This window comes from Acidisoma sp. L85, assembly GCF_009765865.1.
Taxonomy (GTDB): domain Bacteria; phylum Pseudomonadota; class Alphaproteobacteria; order Acetobacterales; family Acetobacteraceae; genus Acidisoma.
Genome location: NZ_LMUQ01000037.1, coordinates 108,662 through 123,940, shown reverse-complemented (window position 1 = coordinate 123,940; position 15,279 = coordinate 108,662). Strand labels below are relative to the sequence as shown.

13 protein-coding genes are annotated in these 15,279 nt (G+C 66.0%); 11 read left to right on the top strand and 2 right to left on the bottom strand.

Going from position 1 to position 15,279, the window contains the following annotated elements; translation table 11 throughout:
• The first annotated feature begins 35 nt into the window (after window positions 1-35).
• The 7 genes from GSQ83_RS09755 to GSQ83_RS09725 all read left to right on the top strand — a co-directional run bounded on the left by GSQ83_RS09755 (window position 36) and on the right by GSQ83_RS09725 (window position 9,177).
• Window positions 36-728 (top strand): DUF2497 domain-containing protein, encoded by a 693-nt coding sequence (locus GSQ83_RS09755; protein ID WP_158802686.1) that lies wholly within the window; start codon window positions 36-38, stop codon window positions 726-728.
• A gap of 96 nt (window positions 729-824) precedes the next feature.
• Window positions 825-3,518, top strand: coding sequence for a valine--tRNA ligase (locus GSQ83_RS09750; RefSeq protein ID WP_158802685.1), 2,694 nt, complete (start codon window positions 825-827; stop codon window positions 3,516-3,518).
• Window positions 3,519-5,265: 1,747 nt separating this feature from the next.
• Complete coding sequence (locus GSQ83_RS09745; protein ID WP_158802684.1) at window positions 5,266-5,586, top strand: hypothetical protein; 321 nt, start codon at window positions 5,266-5,268, stop codon at window positions 5,584-5,586.
• A gap of 658 nt (window positions 5,587-6,244) precedes the next feature.
• Window positions 6,245-7,366: an LLM class flavin-dependent oxidoreductase gene (locus GSQ83_RS09740; protein WP_158802683.1), complete on the top strand. Its 1,122-nt coding sequence runs from the start codon at window positions 6,245-6,247 to the stop codon at window positions 7,364-7,366.
• Between the two features lie 92 nt (window positions 7,367-7,458).
• Window positions 7,459-7,779 carry a YXWGXW repeat-containing protein gene (locus tag GSQ83_RS09735; RefSeq protein WP_158802682.1) on the top strand — a complete coding sequence of 107 codons (321 nt, stop codon included), beginning with the start codon at window positions 7,459-7,461 and terminating at the stop codon, window positions 7,777-7,779.
• 138 nt (window positions 7,780-7,917) lie between these two features.
• Window positions 7,918-8,676 carry a trans-aconitate 2-methyltransferase gene (locus GSQ83_RS09730; protein WP_158802681.1) on the top strand — a complete coding sequence of 253 codons (759 nt, stop codon included), beginning with the start codon at window positions 7,918-7,920 and terminating at the stop codon, window positions 8,674-8,676.
• A gap of 96 nt (window positions 8,677-8,772) precedes the next feature.
• Window positions 8,773-9,177 (top strand): OmpA family protein, encoded by a 405-nt coding sequence (locus GSQ83_RS09725; protein ID WP_158802680.1) that lies wholly within the window; start codon window positions 8,773-8,775, stop codon window positions 9,175-9,177.
• Between the two features lie 3 nt (window positions 9,178-9,180).
• On the opposite strand, the gene xth is transcribed toward GSQ83_RS09725, so the two are convergent.
• Together xth and GSQ83_RS09715 are read right to left on the bottom strand one after the other, a co-directional pair.
• Entirely contained in the window at window positions 9,181-9,978 is a 798-nt protein-coding gene (gene xth, locus GSQ83_RS09720; RefSeq protein ID WP_158802679.1) for an exodeoxyribonuclease III, read from the bottom strand.
• A gap of 23 nt (window positions 9,979-10,001) precedes the next feature.
• A complete protein-coding gene (locus GSQ83_RS09715; RefSeq protein WP_158802678.1) occupies window positions 10,002-10,361 on the bottom strand; it encodes an iron-sulfur cluster assembly accessory protein in 360 nt (119 codons plus the stop codon).
• A gap of 52 nt (window positions 10,362-10,413) precedes the next feature.
• On the opposite strand from GSQ83_RS09715, the gene GSQ83_RS09710 reads away from it, so the two are divergent.
• From GSQ83_RS09710 to nagZ, 4 genes are read left to right on the top strand one after another with little or no spacing between them, the layout of a single operon-like run.
• A complete protein-coding gene (locus GSQ83_RS09710; RefSeq protein WP_158802677.1) occupies window positions 10,414-11,562 on the top strand; it encodes a deoxyguanosinetriphosphate triphosphohydrolase in 1,149 nt (382 codons plus the stop codon).
• A gap of 8 nt (window positions 11,563-11,570) precedes the next feature.
• Window positions 11,571-13,370, top strand: coding sequence for an arginine--tRNA ligase (gene argS, locus GSQ83_RS09705; RefSeq protein WP_158802676.1), 1,800 nt, complete (start codon window positions 11,571-11,573; stop codon window positions 13,368-13,370).
• Window positions 13,371-14,264, top strand: coding sequence for an SPOR domain-containing protein (locus GSQ83_RS09700; protein WP_158802675.1), 894 nt, complete (start codon window positions 13,371-13,373; stop codon window positions 14,262-14,264).
• The gene (gene nagZ, locus GSQ83_RS09695) at window positions 14,213-15,259 is read left to right on the top strand and encodes a beta-N-acetylhexosaminidase (protein ID WP_371417990.1); all 1,047 of its coding nucleotides are present in this window, start codon (window positions 14,213-14,215) and stop codon (window positions 15,257-15,259) included. Before GSQ83_RS09700 ends, nagZ begins: the two co-directional genes overlap by 52 nt.
• The last annotated feature ends 20 nt before the right edge of the window (window positions 15,260-15,279 follow it).

The following is a 15,279-nucleotide window of genomic DNA, read 5'->3' as shown; positions in this document are numbered from 1 at the left end:
GCGACGATCCTGAGACTTCTCCCAAGGACGAGTCGATGGAGGACATCTTGGCCTCGATCCGCCGGATCATGGTCGATGAAGAGACGCGTCTTAAAAGCAACTCGCCATCGAGCAATTGGCTGAACGTTCCGCGCTCCAAGGCGGACCAGCCAAGCGCTGAGCCCGAACCTCCCCGTCTTGAGATCGAGGGGCCGCCTGAGATTGTGCCGCCCGTGCTGACCCTCGACGATTCCATGGTCGTCGCGGACCAGCCGCCGCATCCGGCAGATGATCCGGTTCCGCCCCCAAGCGAAGCGCACGTAACGCCGCCACATGCCGCGCCCGGATGGGCCGCTTTGTCCTCCGCCGGCCACATTCCCCGCGCCGAAGAGCCATCGGCCGCGCCGGAAGTCGAAGCCGCCCGCGGACCGTCGGAAGCGCCGCTCTTGGGCACACCGTCGCGCAGTGGCGAGGCCGATGCGGCTCCCCCAATGTCGGCCCTCGCGATCGAAGCCCTCGTGGCGCCGGCGGCTGCCGCAGCGGCAGCCGCCTCCGTCGAAGCCCTTTTGCGCCGGCTCGACCAGGAAGGCGGTCCGCTCAACCCGCGCAGTGCGCCGACAATCGAGGACGTCGTCAGAAGCGAGCTGCGTCCGCTGCTGAAGTCATGGCTCGATGAGAATCTTCCGGGGCTGGTGGAACGGCTCGTGCGCGCCGAGATCGAGAAGCTGGTCAGCCGCAGCTTGCGCTGACGCCGCGGCGCGGGCAGGGAATCCGACGAGGGACCGTCGGGCTGCCGCGTGCGACGGCCTCTTCCGGCGCCGCCCGCTCTCCGCTAGGTCAGCCTGATGCTCGAAAAGTCCTTCTCGCCGGCGGAAGCCGAGGCGCGCCTCTACGCTATCTGGGAAAGCAGCGGCGCCTTCGCGGCCGACCCCACCTCGGACGCCGATCCCTTCACCATCATGATCCCGCCGCCCAATGTCACGGGCAGCCTGCATATCGGTCATGCGCTAACCTTCACCGTCCAGGACGCGCTCGTCCGTTTTCGCCGCATGCAACGGCGAGACACTTTGTGGCAGCCCGGTTCCGACCATGCCGGTATCGCGACCCAGATGGTGGTCGAGCGTCTCCTCGCCGCCGAAGGCACTAGCCGCAAGCAACAGGGTCGCGAGGCTTTTCTCGACCGCGTCTGGCAATGGAAGGCCGAATCCGGCGGCACCATCACCCGGCAGCTCCGCCGCCTTGGCGCGTCGCTGGACTGGCCGCGCGAGCGTTTCACCATGGACGAGGGTCTGTCCCGCGCCGTCCGCCGCGTCTTCGTCGAGATGCATGGCCAGGGTCTTATCTACCGCGACCGCCGCCTGGTGAACTGGGACCCCGCCTTCCAATCGGCGATCTCCGACCTCGAAGTGGAAAGCCGGGAGATGGACGGCTCCCTTTGGTACATCCGCTACCCCATCGAGGGGGTGCCGGATCGCTTCATCACCGTCGCCACCACGCGGCCCGAGACCCTGCCGGGCGATGTCGCGGTGGCGGTGAACCCCGAGGATGAGCGGTATCGGGACCTGATCGGCCGCCACGCCATTCTGCCGCTGGTCGGTCGCCGCATTCCGATCATCGCCGACGGCTACTCCGACCCCGAAAAGGGCACCGGCGCGGTCAAGATCACCCCCGCGCATGACTTCAACGATTTCGCGGTGGGCCAGCGCCACGCCTTGCCCATGCCCTCGATCCTCGATCGCCAGGCGGGGTTCGTCATCGACGAGATCGCCGGCGAGATGCGGGCGGTCGAAGGCATCGCCGATCCCGCCTACCTCACGCGCCTCGCCGGCCAGGACCGTTTCGCCGTCCGCGCCGCGATTGTCGCCGAGCTTGAGCGGCTGGATCTGCTGGTCCAGGTCGAGCGTCACCGCAATCAGGTGCCGCATGGCGACCGTTCCGGCGTGCCGATCGAGCCCCTGTTGACCACGCAATGGTTCTGCAACGCCGCCGAACTCGCCAAGCCGGCGATCCGCGCGGTGGAGGAGGGGCGCACCGTCTTCGTGCCGCGCCAATGGGAAAACACCTTCTTCGCCTGGCTGCGCGAGATCGAGCCCTGGTGCATCAGCCGCCAGCTCTGGTGGGGCCATCGCATCCCGGCCTGGTACGGTCCGGACGGCCAGGTCTTCGTCGCCGAGGACGCGGCAGGTGCCGCGGCCCTCGCCCGCACTGCCTACGGGACCGACGAAGTGCTGACCCAGGACGAGGACGTGCTGGACACCTGGTTCAGCTCCGGCCTGTGGCCCTTCTCGACCCTCGGCTGGCCCGACCAGACTCCGGAGCTTGCCCGGTACTATCCGACCGACGTACTCGTCACCGCCTTCGACATCATCTTCTTCTGGGTCGCCCGGATGATGATGATGGGGCTGCATGTGATGGGCGATGTGCCGTTCCGCACGGTCTATATCCATGGCCTGGTGCGGGACGAGCGCGGCCAGAAGATGTCCAAGTCCAAGGGCAATGTCATCGACCCGCTGGCGCTCATCGACCAATTCGGCACGGATGCCCTGCGCTTCACCATCTGCGCGCTGACCGGGCCGGGCCGGGACGTCAAGCTCAGCCCCGCCATCGTCGAGAGCTATCGCAGCTTCGTCACCAAGCTGTGGAACGCCGCGCGCTTCTGCGAGATGAACGGCGTGGCCCCGGTGCCAGGCTTCGATCCGGCGCAGGTGAAATTGCCGCTCAGCCGCTGGCTGCTCGATTCCGCCAATGTAGCGGTGGCCGAGGCGACGGCGGCCTTGGACGCCTACCGCCTCAACGACTACGCCGCCGCCTGCTATCGTTTCACATGGAACACGTACTGCGACTGGTTCCTGGAATTCGCAAAACCCGTCTTCGCCCAGGGCGAGTCCCCGGAAGCGAGTGAGATCCGCGCGGTCGCGGCGCATGTCCTCGGCACCATCCTGCGCTTGCTGCATCCCGCGATGCCCTTCGTGACCGAGGAGCTGTGGGGCGCCTTCGGCTTCGGCGCCGAGGGCACGCTCATCCGGGCACCCTGGCCCAAGCCGGCCGCGGCGGCCGAGGCCGAGGCAGCGCGGGCCGAGCTCGACTGGATTGTCGGTCTCATCACCGAGGTTCGCGGCGTGCGGTCCGAGATGCGCGTGCCGCCCTCGATCCTGGCACCGATCCTGCTGCGCGATGCCGATGCCGAAGCCTTGGCGCGCGCGGCGCGCTGGGAGGACACCATCCGCCGCATGGCCCGCGCTTCCGAGGTGCGGCCGCTCGAAGGCGAGGCGCCAGCGGGTTCGGCGCAAGCCGTGCTGGGGCCGATCACCATCGTGCTGCCTCTAGCCGGTCTGATCGACCTCGGCGCCGAGCGCGTGCGGCTGGAGAAGGAGCGCGCGAAGGCCTTGGAGGAGGCGCGCAAGGTGCAAGCCAAGCTCTCCAACGAAAGCTTCGTCTCGCGCGCCAAGCCGGAGGTGGTGGAGGAAAACCGCGAACGCCTTGCCGGTTTCACGGCTGAAGCAGCACGTCTCGAAGCGGCACTCGGCCGCTTGGGCTGAGGCTGAGGTAGAGCTGGATCGCGTTTGCCGGGCGGGCACTGCAGGATTTGTAATCCGGAGGCGTTCCGGTCTCGGCCATGCGGCCTGTGGAGTTTCGATATCGGGACGAACACTCGGGTGCGTGAACGTTTATAAATCGCAAAGCAAAAATCTTGTGATCCGCGAATATCCAGATGCCGCTTTGATAAAAGTTGAGCAGCACGACGTTTCTGGAATGCAAAGGTGCAAACGAGTTAAGACCTTCCTGCGATACGCGCCTCTTCTCAAAGGAGGTTGCCATGTCGCAATCGATCGGGCCTATTATTAATACTGGCCCAATTACGCCGCCTGGTGAGCTGGAGGTCGGAGAGATTCCGTTTCAGCTCTGGCAGCAGCTCCAGAATCCGGCTCAGACCGTGATGCCCCTGACGAGGCGAACGGTCGTTCCTCGTTCGCCGACCTACCGGCGCCTTCCGCTCGGTCCACTGCCTCAGGACCTTCCGGTGGACGAGCCCCGTCGGATCCTGGTGGCCCGCCGCCAGCTTGCCCCCCGACCCCAGGTGACTGAGGCCCAGCCGCCGATCCCGCAACTGTCGCAGCCTCTGCCCCAGGCACCGGCACGGGTATTGCCACAGCCACAGCCACAGCCACAGCCACAGCCACAGCAGGTGCAACCTGTCGCCGCTGCACCCGTGCTGCCGCCTGGCCTCCATGGTCGACCGTTCGCATTGGCAGGAATCCTCCGTCAACTGCCGCAACCTGTTGCAGCGCACCAACTCTACGCAGCATGGCTCGCGCGACCGCCGGAGCTCTATCCAAACACCTATACAAGACCGCAGAACATGCGAAGGGCCTTCGAACTGCTTGTGGCGCGGTATCCCGATTACTTCTACGTCGTAGCGGGTCCTGATCACATTTACGGAGTAGGCCGGCCTCCGACCTAAGACCCCGGCCGTCCCCCGGGCTGGCGCGCAAGGTGCAAGCGAAAGTTTGCCACCGAGAGCTTCGTCTCTCGCGCCAAGCCGGAGGTGGTGCCGCGAGCGCCTTGCCGGTTTCACCGCTAAAACGGCGCGCGCCTCGACGCGCCGCTCGGCCGCTTGGGCAGAGACCAGACAACCGGCGAGAGTATCAACGCGTTAACGTGTTTGGCGATACGCGTCTCTTCTCACGAGGAGAGCGCCATGTCGGGAGCAGACGTATTCAGGTTCGGACCGCCGACGCCCATGGGTCAGTCCGTTTCGGATGACCAGCCCGGCAATCAATCTTCGTTTGAGCTGCTCGCGCCGAGCCCACCGTTCGTCCCAAACGACTGTCCACATCAGCTGGGCGGCACAGTCGTGGCTCCGCCGGCAAACACAAGTTACCTTCCGACGAGTAACCAAGAGCGCACAGGCACACTCGCCTTAATCCAACAGCCCACCGACCCGCAACTTCCGGGGGCCATCGGTCAAGTTCCGTTGTTCGGAACGAGACTTCGCGTCCTACGGCCGCCACCGCCAGCAATACCCGCGGATATTCGGCGCGCGGACTGGATTCCGGGTCTAAACGTCACGCAACACTTTCTGGCCAGCGTTCTCTCCGCTCACTCGAATCCGACGCACCAACTTTCGTCCGTTCAACTTCACAATTTAGCTGGCACACATCGTCGTCAATTTCCTGAAGCTGGAGACGCCTATCGGCGCGAGGATTACATACGGTCAGCCATGATCAGGCTGATCAGAAGTCATCCTGAACATTGTGCGGGGCAGCGGGTCCCACCGGGCGAAGGTTGCTGGTTTTTCTGGGCCATCCCAGGCGCACCGACTTAAGTCTTGCGGGCTTCGCTGTGGTTGTCGGCTACCTACGGAAAATAGCGACTGACCAAGGTTACCAGGCGCGCGCCGCCCTGGTCGTTGATGCCCCATCAGCCCGGCCGTATCCGCACGGCGATGCGGCATTTGAAGGCGGTGCGCCAAAGAGCCGGCTGCCGCTCGACGGCGAATTCAGTTTGATTTCGGTGACGGAATCTCGCTGCGTTTCCATGTCGCAGCGATATCAACCATTAAGACATTCCTGCGATACGCATCTTCTGTCACGAGGAAGAATGTGATGCCGGGAAGTTCGACGCCTGTTGTTTCCAGGTCACCGACGCCGGAGGGCCAGACACAGACGCAACAAGACCAGTTCTCGCCAATTCAGAACCGGTCATCGCACCATCAAGTGCCGCCTCCATTCGTGGCACGGGTTTTCCGTTCAGGAGCTATCTGCCACAACCAGGCTTGCGCTGTGTTGCAACCATCGTTCCGGAATCCATACAGCCGTCTGGTCAAGTGCCGGCGGTTGAGCAGCCTAACGTCGCATCGCCGTCGCCTCGATGGGATCAATACCCAACCTGCCTATTTAACCTTACGGGGCCGCAGGAATTTTTAGCGAAAGTCCTTATGGCGAAATCGAGCGAGGAATACCCTCTGACAACCGACTTGTTGGTTCACTGGCTCAACACATACCGCCCAGAATTCCCGGGCGTGGGAAATGCCTACGCGAATTCCAGAGCGCTGGGGCCAGGCATGCTGAACCTGGCGCAGAAATATCCCGAGCAGTTCATAGCGAAGAGGGGCAAATGCTATTGGCAGTTCCATTATAAACCCCGCGCATGACCAAACCCACACGCGCCGCCGCGGCGGTCGTTGACACTCCCTCGGCCATGGCCGCACTCTGCGTGGATTGTTGACAATCCGCGCGCGAGACGCGGGGCGGGAGGACATTCGATGAAGCTTGGCCTGTTCCAGATGCCGCTGCACCCGGCCGATCGCTCGATGCGCGACACCATCTCGGAGAATTCCGAGAAGATCATCCATGCCGACCGCCTGGGCTTCGACGAGGCCTGGGTGGGGGAGCATTTCTCCGCCGCCACCGAGCCGTTCTGCGCGCCGATGATGCTGATGGCCTCGCTGATCCATCGCACCAAGTCGATCGTCTTCGGAACTGGCGTTGTGGGTCTGCCGAACCACCACCCGGCCATCGTTGCCGCCGAGGCCGCGATGTTCGATCATCTCAGCGGAGGCCGCTTCGTCTTCGGCATCGGGCCGGCGGGTCTTTCCAGCGATCACGAGCTGTTCGGCAATACCGATCCCACGATCCGCAACGAACGGATGATGGAGAGCATCGACCATATCCTGGCGATCTGGGGCCAGGACCCGCCCTACGACCTCAAGGGCAAGCATTGGCATATCAAGATCACCGACTCGATCGTGCCGGAGCTTGGTGTCGGCTACATGGGCAAGCCGTTCCAGAAACCCCATCCGCCCATCGCGATGTCCGCCATGTCGCCCTATTCCGGCAGCGTGAAGGTGGCGGCCGAGCGCGGCTGGAGTCCGATCAGCGCCAATTTCTGTCCCGAATGGATCGTCGGCAGCCACTTCAAGAAATACGCCGAGGGCTGCCGTGCGGCTGGCCGCGAACCTGACGGCCATGATTGGCGCGTTGCCCGCAACCTGCTTGTGGCCGAGAGCGACCAGGAGGCGCTGGACTGGGTCATGGATCCCAAAGGCAGCAACTACTACTACTTCCACTACCTCTGGGAGGTTCTGAAGCGCGCCGACTACACGGCGGTGATGAAGAGCGACCCCAAGATGGCCGACGCCGATGTCACGGTGGAGGGGATGATCGAAAGCATGGTCATCTATGGCTCCGCCAAGACCGTCACCGAAAAGCTCCTCGGCTTCCGGGAGCGGGTCGGCCCTTTCTCGACGCTGCTCATGGCCTCGATGGACGGCAGCAACCAGAACCGCGCGCGCGAATGGGGCACGATGGAGCGCCTGGCGCAGGACGTGCTGCCGGCGATGCGGCGGGAAATCGCCAGCGCGGCGTCGCGCAAGGCGGCGGAATAGCCGGCTCACCCTCTGTCACAGTCGGCGCCGCGCTTTTGCCTTGCTGCGGGCGTTCGGTCCGTCTCCTTCGGCTGAGATATGAGGAGACCTGGATGATCCGTTTTCGAGCCCTTGCCGCCAGCTTGGCATTGGGCGCGCTGCTGGGCGCCGCGACTATCTCCGGCGCCTCGCCGGCCCAGGCGCAGGGCTATCCCTACCCGCCTGTGCCGGGGCTGCGCTTCGAGGGACCGCCGCCTCCGCCACCTGGTCCGCGCTTCGTTTGGGAGCCCGGCCATTGGCAATGGGACGGCTACCGTTACGCCTGGATCGGCGGCCACTACATCCCAGCCGGCCCGCGCTACGCCCACTTCATCCATGGCCATTGGGCCAATTCCTATGGTCGCTGGGTCTGGGTGCCGGGCCACTGGCAATGAACAGTCGTCATTGAGGCGGCGGGACTAAGACACCAGCCCTCCGCATCGCTTGCATTTACCGGATGCGCAAACAATGACTGGCGCATCCGGTTCATTTCGGCTTCAAACTGACCTGATGACGGGACGGTGGGGAGCTATATGCAGTTCGCGAAGGTGGCGGCGCTCGAGGAGGCCTTTCTGAAGCGCGAGATCGACAAGACGGTCTCTCCGCAGGACCACATGTTCAACACCGGCCCCGACTGGTATTTCTCGGTCGGGGTCGATGCGATCCGCGTCATTTTTCGCGCGCTTGCCATGTCGAGCCTCGGCGATGTCAGGCGCATCCTCGACCTTCCCTGCGGCCATGGCCGTGTCGCCCGTCATCTGCGCGCCGCCTTTCCCCGCGCCGCGATCACCTTCGCCGATATCGAGACGGATGGCGTCGACTTCTGCACCCAACAATTCGGCGGCACCGGCATTTATTCTCGGCCCGATCTGGCGACGGTCGAACTCGGTACAGGCTTCGACCTGATCTGGATCGGGTCGCTCTTCACGCATGTGGATCGCTCCCGCGCTGAGGCCTGGTTGTGCCATCTAAGCCGCCTGCTCAGCCCGCGCGGCATCCTGATCGCGACGATCCACGGCAATTGGAGCAAGGAGGTCCAGCGCAGCCACGGCGCGATGATCGGCGAGGTGGAATGGGCCGAGATCCTGGCAGGCTACGAAGCCACCGGCTGGGGCTATGCGCGTTACCCTGGCCCGGACGATTACGGTGTGTCGCTATGCCGCGCATCAACCGTGATCGAGATGGCAAGCCGCGCGCAGGCGACCCGGATCCTCAGCTATAACGAGCGCGGCTGGGCTGGCAATCATGACGTGCTCATGATCGAGAACCGCGACCGCATGGAGAAGTTCTGACCCGGGGAGCGCTGCCGTTGCTGCACTGCGATTGACGCCGGGGAGGGCGTGATCTAATGCCGAGGAAGATTATAAAGTTTTTGTAAGGTATTGAAGATGCGCCGGCTTGTCGCTCTTACCGCACTGCTCGCACTCGGCGCCTGCACCCCTCCGTTGGAGCCCGCCGGCCAAAGCTTCCCGGTCTTCTTCACGCCGAACTCCGCAGCGCTCGACAATGGCGCGGACAGCGCCGTGACCGCCGGAGCGAACTTCGCCAATCGCTATAGCGATAAGTCGGTTGTGGTCGCGGGCTACTCCGCGCCGCCGGGCCATCACTATGTCGAGCCGGCGGATATGGACAACCTCCGCGCCAAGGCCGTGGAGGCAGAACTGGTGGCCGATGGCGTCAATCCGTCGCGGATAACGACTCGTCCGATGGGCGCCGTTCAACCCGCCGTGCCGATGTCCAAGATCGAGGTTCGCCGCGTCGACATCATCGTCGGCTCGCCGACCGCGCCGTAAGCCTCAGGCCGCCAGCACCTCGGCGGTAGCGTCGGCGAGGTCGACCACCACGGGGACATGGTCGGATGGCTGCTCCGCCCCGCGCTCGTCTCGGTCCGGTGCGGCGGCGATGAGCCGCTCCGCGAGGCGCGGGGACAGCAGCGCGAAGTCGATCCGCAAGCCGCGGTCGCGCTCCCAGGCGCCGGCCTGGTAATCCCAGAAACTATAGGCCGGCGCATGCGGATGCAGAGTCCGCACCGCGTCGGTCAGACCGGCATGGATCAGGCGGCGATAGCGCATCCGCGTTTCCAGCCGTAGCAGCGCATCGGTCGGCGGCAAGGTACCGGGTGCGAAGTCGAGCGGCGTCGGACAGACGTTGAAGTCTCCGGCGATGAGAAGATCGCGATCCTCGTCCAGCAGCGCTTCAGCCCGCTCCGCCAGCAGGTCCATCCAGGCGAGCTTGTAGGCATAGCCAGCCTCGCCGCCGGAATTGCCGTTGGGCAGGTAGATTCCGATGACGGTGATGCCGCCGCTTTCCAGCTCGATGTAGCGCGCCTGGGTGTCCTCACCGGACAGGCCCGGTAAAGCGCGATGCGTCACCGTGAAAGGCTGGCGCGCCACGACCGCGACGCCGTTATAGGCCTTCTGCCCGATCGCCTCCGACTGGTAGCCGAGATCCTCGAAGACCGCGCCGGGAAACCCCGCCGACTCGCACTTGATCTCCTGCAGAACCAGAACATCCGGCCGCACCCGCTCCAGCCAGCGTCGGACATGGGTCTGGCGGACGCGGATCGAATTGACGTTCCAAGTGGCGATGCGCATGCGGGAAAACTAAGCCGGCCGCCTCAGTCGATCGAGAAGCTGCTGCCGCAGCCGCAGGCGGAGGTCGCGTTCGGGTTCTTGATCGCGAAATGCGCGCCCATCAGCGCGTCGGTGTAATCGAGCTGCGCGCCGCCCAGCAGCGTCAGGCTGCTCTGATCGACCAGAACCCGGGCGCCGTCGCGCTCGATGACCATATCCTCATCGGTGGGCGGTGCCTCATCCAGATCGAAGCTGTATTGGAATCCGCTGCAACCGCCCGCCAGCACGGCCACGCGGAGCGCCGCCGAGGATTGGGCGCTGAGGATCTGGGCGATCTGCGCGGCCGCCCGATCGGTCACACCGAAACTGCCAGGCACGCCTAAGCTCGCATTTTGCTCGGTCATGCCCACAACATAGCCGCTTGATGCGCGTAATTGAAGGGATTAGCCCTCGTCCATGGATCTCGCCCCCTATGCCGTGCGCGCGGAGACGTCGCGCGGGCGTCTGCATCCCGAGCCGGACGCCGGCATGCGCGGTCCCTTCCAGCGCGACCGCGACCGCATCATCCACGCCACCGCCTTCCGCAAGCTGCAGTATAAGACACAGGTTTTCGTCGATCACGAGGGCCACTTCTACCGCACCCGGCTGACCCACAGCATCGAGGTGGCGCAGATCGGCCGCTCCATCGCCCGCGCCCTGCGGTTGGACGAGGACCTGACCGAGGCGCTCGCGCTGGCGCATGACCTCGGCCACCCGCCCTTCGGCCATGCGGGCGAGACCGGCCTCGACCAGGCGATGGCCGAGTTCGGCGGCTTCAACCACAACGCCCAAAGCCTGCGCGTCGTGACCTTACTCGAAGCGCGCTACGCGGGCTTCGACGGGTTAAACCTGACCTGGGAGACGCTGGAAGGGCTGGTCAAGCATAACGGCCCCATCGCCTCGCCCAGCGGCTATGTCGCCGCCTATGACGAGCGGCATTCGCTCGACCTTACGACCCAGGCCTCGGCCGAGGCTCAGGTCGCGGCGCTGGCGGACGATATCGCTTATCACAGCCATGACCTCGACGATGGGCTGCGCGCCAAGCTCTTCACCATGGAGGAGATCGGCCGCCTGCCGGTGGTGGCGGAATCCCTGGCCGAGGCGCGGGCTCTGGCCCCCGACCTGGCCGCGCCCCGTCTGCGGCACGAGACCATCCGGCGCGTGCTGGACCGGATGATCCGCGATGTGGTGGGCGTCACGCGCCTGCGAATCGCGCGGCTCGATCCCGAGAGTGTGGAGGCTATCCGCCACGCGCGATCCCCGGTGGTCGGCTTCAGCCCGGCGATGGCGGAGGCCAACCGTGAGATCAAGGACTTCCTCTTCGCCCGCATGTATCGCCATTGGCGCGTCAACCGCATGTCCGCGAAGTCGAGCCGCCTCACCGCTGAGCTCGCGACACTCCTGCTCGATGATCCGAGCCTGCTGCCGGATGAATGGGGCGAGCGGGCCGGGCAGGGCCGCACCCGCCGCGCGGCGGAAACCGTGCGGGACTATATCGCGGGCATGACGGATCGCTACGCTCATGACGAATATCGCCGGTTGACCGATCCCAGCGTTCCGGGCTGATACCGCCCATGACCGAGAACCTTTTCGCCGGCATGCGCGACCATGCCGTGCAGGCGCTTGCCGACCTGCTGCCGGACCTCGACCCCGCCATCCTCGCGCAAGTCACCGCGCGCGTGGAGGTGACGCCGACGCGTGACCCCGCCCATGGCGACATGGCGACCAACGCCGCGATGGTGGCGGCCAAACCTGCCGGCAAGCCGCCTCGCGTTCTGGCCGAGGCCATCGCCGCGCGTCTGGCGCTGCTGCCGGATGTCGCTTCCGCCGAACCCGCTGGCCCCGGCTTCGTCAATCTGCGGCTGAGCCCCGGCGCGCTGCTGGCGCAGATCCCGGTGATCCTGCGCGCCGGCGAAAGCTACGGCGACGGCCATATCGGCGACGGCATCGCGGTGAATGTCGAATACGTTTCAGCCAATCCGACCGGCCCCATGCATATCGGCCACTGCCGTGGCGCGGTGGTGGGCGACGCGCTGTCCTCGGTTCTCGTCAAGGCCGGCTTCGCGGTGACGCGGGAATACTACATCAACGATGCCGGCGGTCAGGTGCAGGCTCTCGCCTGGGCTTCCTACTGGCGCTACCTCGAAGCAATCGGCAGCCCGGTGACGCCCGAGGAACTGGATGCCGCCGCCCCCAGCGGCCTGCAGTATCGCGGCGAATACCTCATCCCCGTGGGCCAGGCACTCTACGAGCGATACGGTGCGAGCCTCGCGACCCCGGAACTCGGCATCGCCGATCCCGCGCTTTGGCTGGCACACGTGCGTGAACTCGCCCTGGAGATGATGATCGCGGAGATCCGCGAAGACCTCGGCCGCCTCGGCGTCACCTTCGACGTGTTTTCCTCGGAGCAAGCGCTGCTGGAAAGCGGCGCCACGGACACCGCCATTGCCAAGCTCCAGGCTGGCGGCCTGCTGTATGAAGGCGTGCTGGAACCGCCGCGCGGCAAGACGCCCGACGACTGGGAACCGCGTCCGCAAACCCTGTTCCGCGCCACCGATTTCGGTGATGACGTGGACCGTCCGCTGCGGAAATCCGATGGCTCCAACACGTATTTCGCCAATGACATCGCCTATCACACCGACAAGATCGCGCGCGGCGCCGATATCCTGATCGACGTGCTCGGCGCGGATCATGGCGGCTACGTTTCGCGCATGAAGGCGGCGGTGAAGGCGGCCTCGGGCGGACGCGTGCCGCTGGAAGTCGTGCTTTGCCAGATCGTGCATGTGATGCGGAACGGCCAGCCGCTGCGCATGAGCAAGCGCGCCGGCACCTTCGTCACGTTGCGCGACCTGCTCGAGGAAGTCAGCGCGGATGCCGTTCGCTTCACCATGCTGATGCGCAAATCCGATGCGCAGATGGAATTCGACCTCGACCAGGCGATGGCCCAGACGCGCGAGAACCCGGTCTTCTACGTGCAATATGCCCATGCCCGCTGCCGCAGCGTGCTGCGCGCCGCCGCCGAGATGCTGGGCGCCGAAGCCGCAGAACCGGCCGCCCTCGCCACCGCCGATCTCGCACCGCTCGACGACGCACAGGAACTCGCGCTGATCCGCCGCTTGATCGCCTGGCCGCGTCTGATTGAGGGTGCCGCGCTGGCCCGCGAACCGCATCGTGTCGCCTTTTATCTCTATGAGCTTGCAGGAGAGTTCCACATGCTATGGAACAAGGGGCGCGAGGACACGACGCTCCGATTCCTTCAGGCCGAGGACGGGGAGGGCACCCGCGCCCGTTTGGCTCTGGTCGCGGCGACGGCGACGGTTCTGCGGTCCGGACTTGCGGTGCTCGGCGTCACGCCGGTCGAGGAGATGCGATAGATGTCGGATGACTTGCGAATCCCTACGCCAGGCGCACCGCGCTCCGGCTATCAGCGGGATCGCGAGACACGGCGCCTCTTCGTCATGGCGGGCGGCATCGGGGCGGTCATGCTCCTGGTCGTCGTCATGTGGGGCGTCTTCAGCGGCGGCGGCGGTTCGGTGCCGCTGATCGAGCCTGAGCCGGGGGCGGTGAAGGTTAAGCCCCTGGATCCCGGCGGTCTGCAGATCAATGCGATGAACAATCAGCTACTCGGCGCTCAGGGCGGCGGCGCCGGAACCAGCCTCGCGCCGGCTCCCGAAGCGCCTGACCCGAATGGCCTTGCCGCCGCGGCGGCCGCGCAGGACCAGCCGCCACCGGCGCCACCTCCGCCCCCCGCCGCGCCACGGGTCATCGCGCCCCCACCGCCGCAGGTGAGTGCCGCGGCAAAGCCCGATGCGACGCTTCCTCTGCCGCCCGGCTCGGCGACCAGTGTGCAGTCGGTGCCCGAGACGCCGATGACGTCGAGCCGCAACCTCGCCGCCGAGGTTCCGATGAAGCGCAACGCCGCCGGTGTCGGCAATCTGGCGATGGAGATGCCGCAAACCGCCGCGACCCCATCCAAACCCGCTCCAGCCAAAACCCCACCGCCCGCGCATGGTGGCAAGCCCAGCCACGTCCAGGTGCAGCTCGCGGCGCTCGACAGCGAGATGGGGGCGCATATGGAATGGGCCCGGCTCACCCATCGCATGCCGGAACTGCTCGGCGACCGCGATCCGGTCGTGATGCATGCCGAGGTTGGTAGCCGCAGCTTCTGGCGTCTCCGCACCGCAGGCTTCGCCTCCGTCGCCGACGCCACGCGCTTCTGCGCCGATGTTCGCGCGAAGGGCGGCAACTGCACGGTGGCCTCATTCTGAAACCCGTTATCCTCGGTGTCTCGGGGCCCAATCTCACCTCGGAGGAAGCGGCGCTCTTCCGCCGCCTGCCGCCCGCTGGCGTCATCCTGTTCGGCCGCAACGTGGTGGATCCGGCGCAGCTTGCGTCTCTGATGCATGACCTCCGCGCCGTGCTTGCGCCCGAAGCGGTCATGATGGTCGACCAGGAGGGCGGCCGCGTCGCCCGGCTGCGGCCCCCGCATTGGCGCGCCCACCCCTCGGCCGGTGCGATTGCCCGCCTCGATACACGCGATCCCGCTGCCGCCTTGCGCGCCGCCTGGGCGCATGGCGCCGCCATCGGCGCGGAGTGCCGCGCGGCCGGTTTCGATGTCGTGGCCGCGCCCGTGCTGGATCGCGCGATACCCGGCCAAAGCGATGTCGTGGGCGACCGCAGCTTCGGCGGCGATCCGGAACGCGTGGCGGAGCTGGGCCTCGCCATGGCAGAGGGGCTGCGCGCCGCCGGAGTCATTGCCGTGTCCAAACATGCCCCCGGCCACGGCAGGGCGCGCGTCGACAGCCACCTTGTTCTGCCGCGCGTGCCCTTCGATGCCGAGGCATGGGGCGCCGACCTCGCCCCCTTCCGCGAGACGGCGACGCTGATTCCCTGGATGATGACGGCGCATATCCTGTACGAGGGCGTCGATGACGACCGGCCCGGCACCCTCTCTCCCACCATCATCGGCGATGCCATACGAGGCGAAATCGGCTTCGACGGCCTGCTGCTGTCGGACGACCTCGCGATGAACGCGCTGGAGGGAACGCCCCTGACGCGGGTTCAGGCATCGCTCGCCGCTGGCTGCGACGTCGCCGTCTATTGTCCCGGCGATCTCGCCGCGAATACGGCGATCCTGGAGGCGGTACCGTCCGCACCCGGCCTGCCGTCGATCCTTGCCGCCGCGCGAACCCTGGCCGCGTCCGGCGCTCAGCCGGCCAAGGATTGGGGCGCCGAGCGCGACCTGCTGCTGGGGATAGGCTAGCGCCATGCGGATCCCCGAAC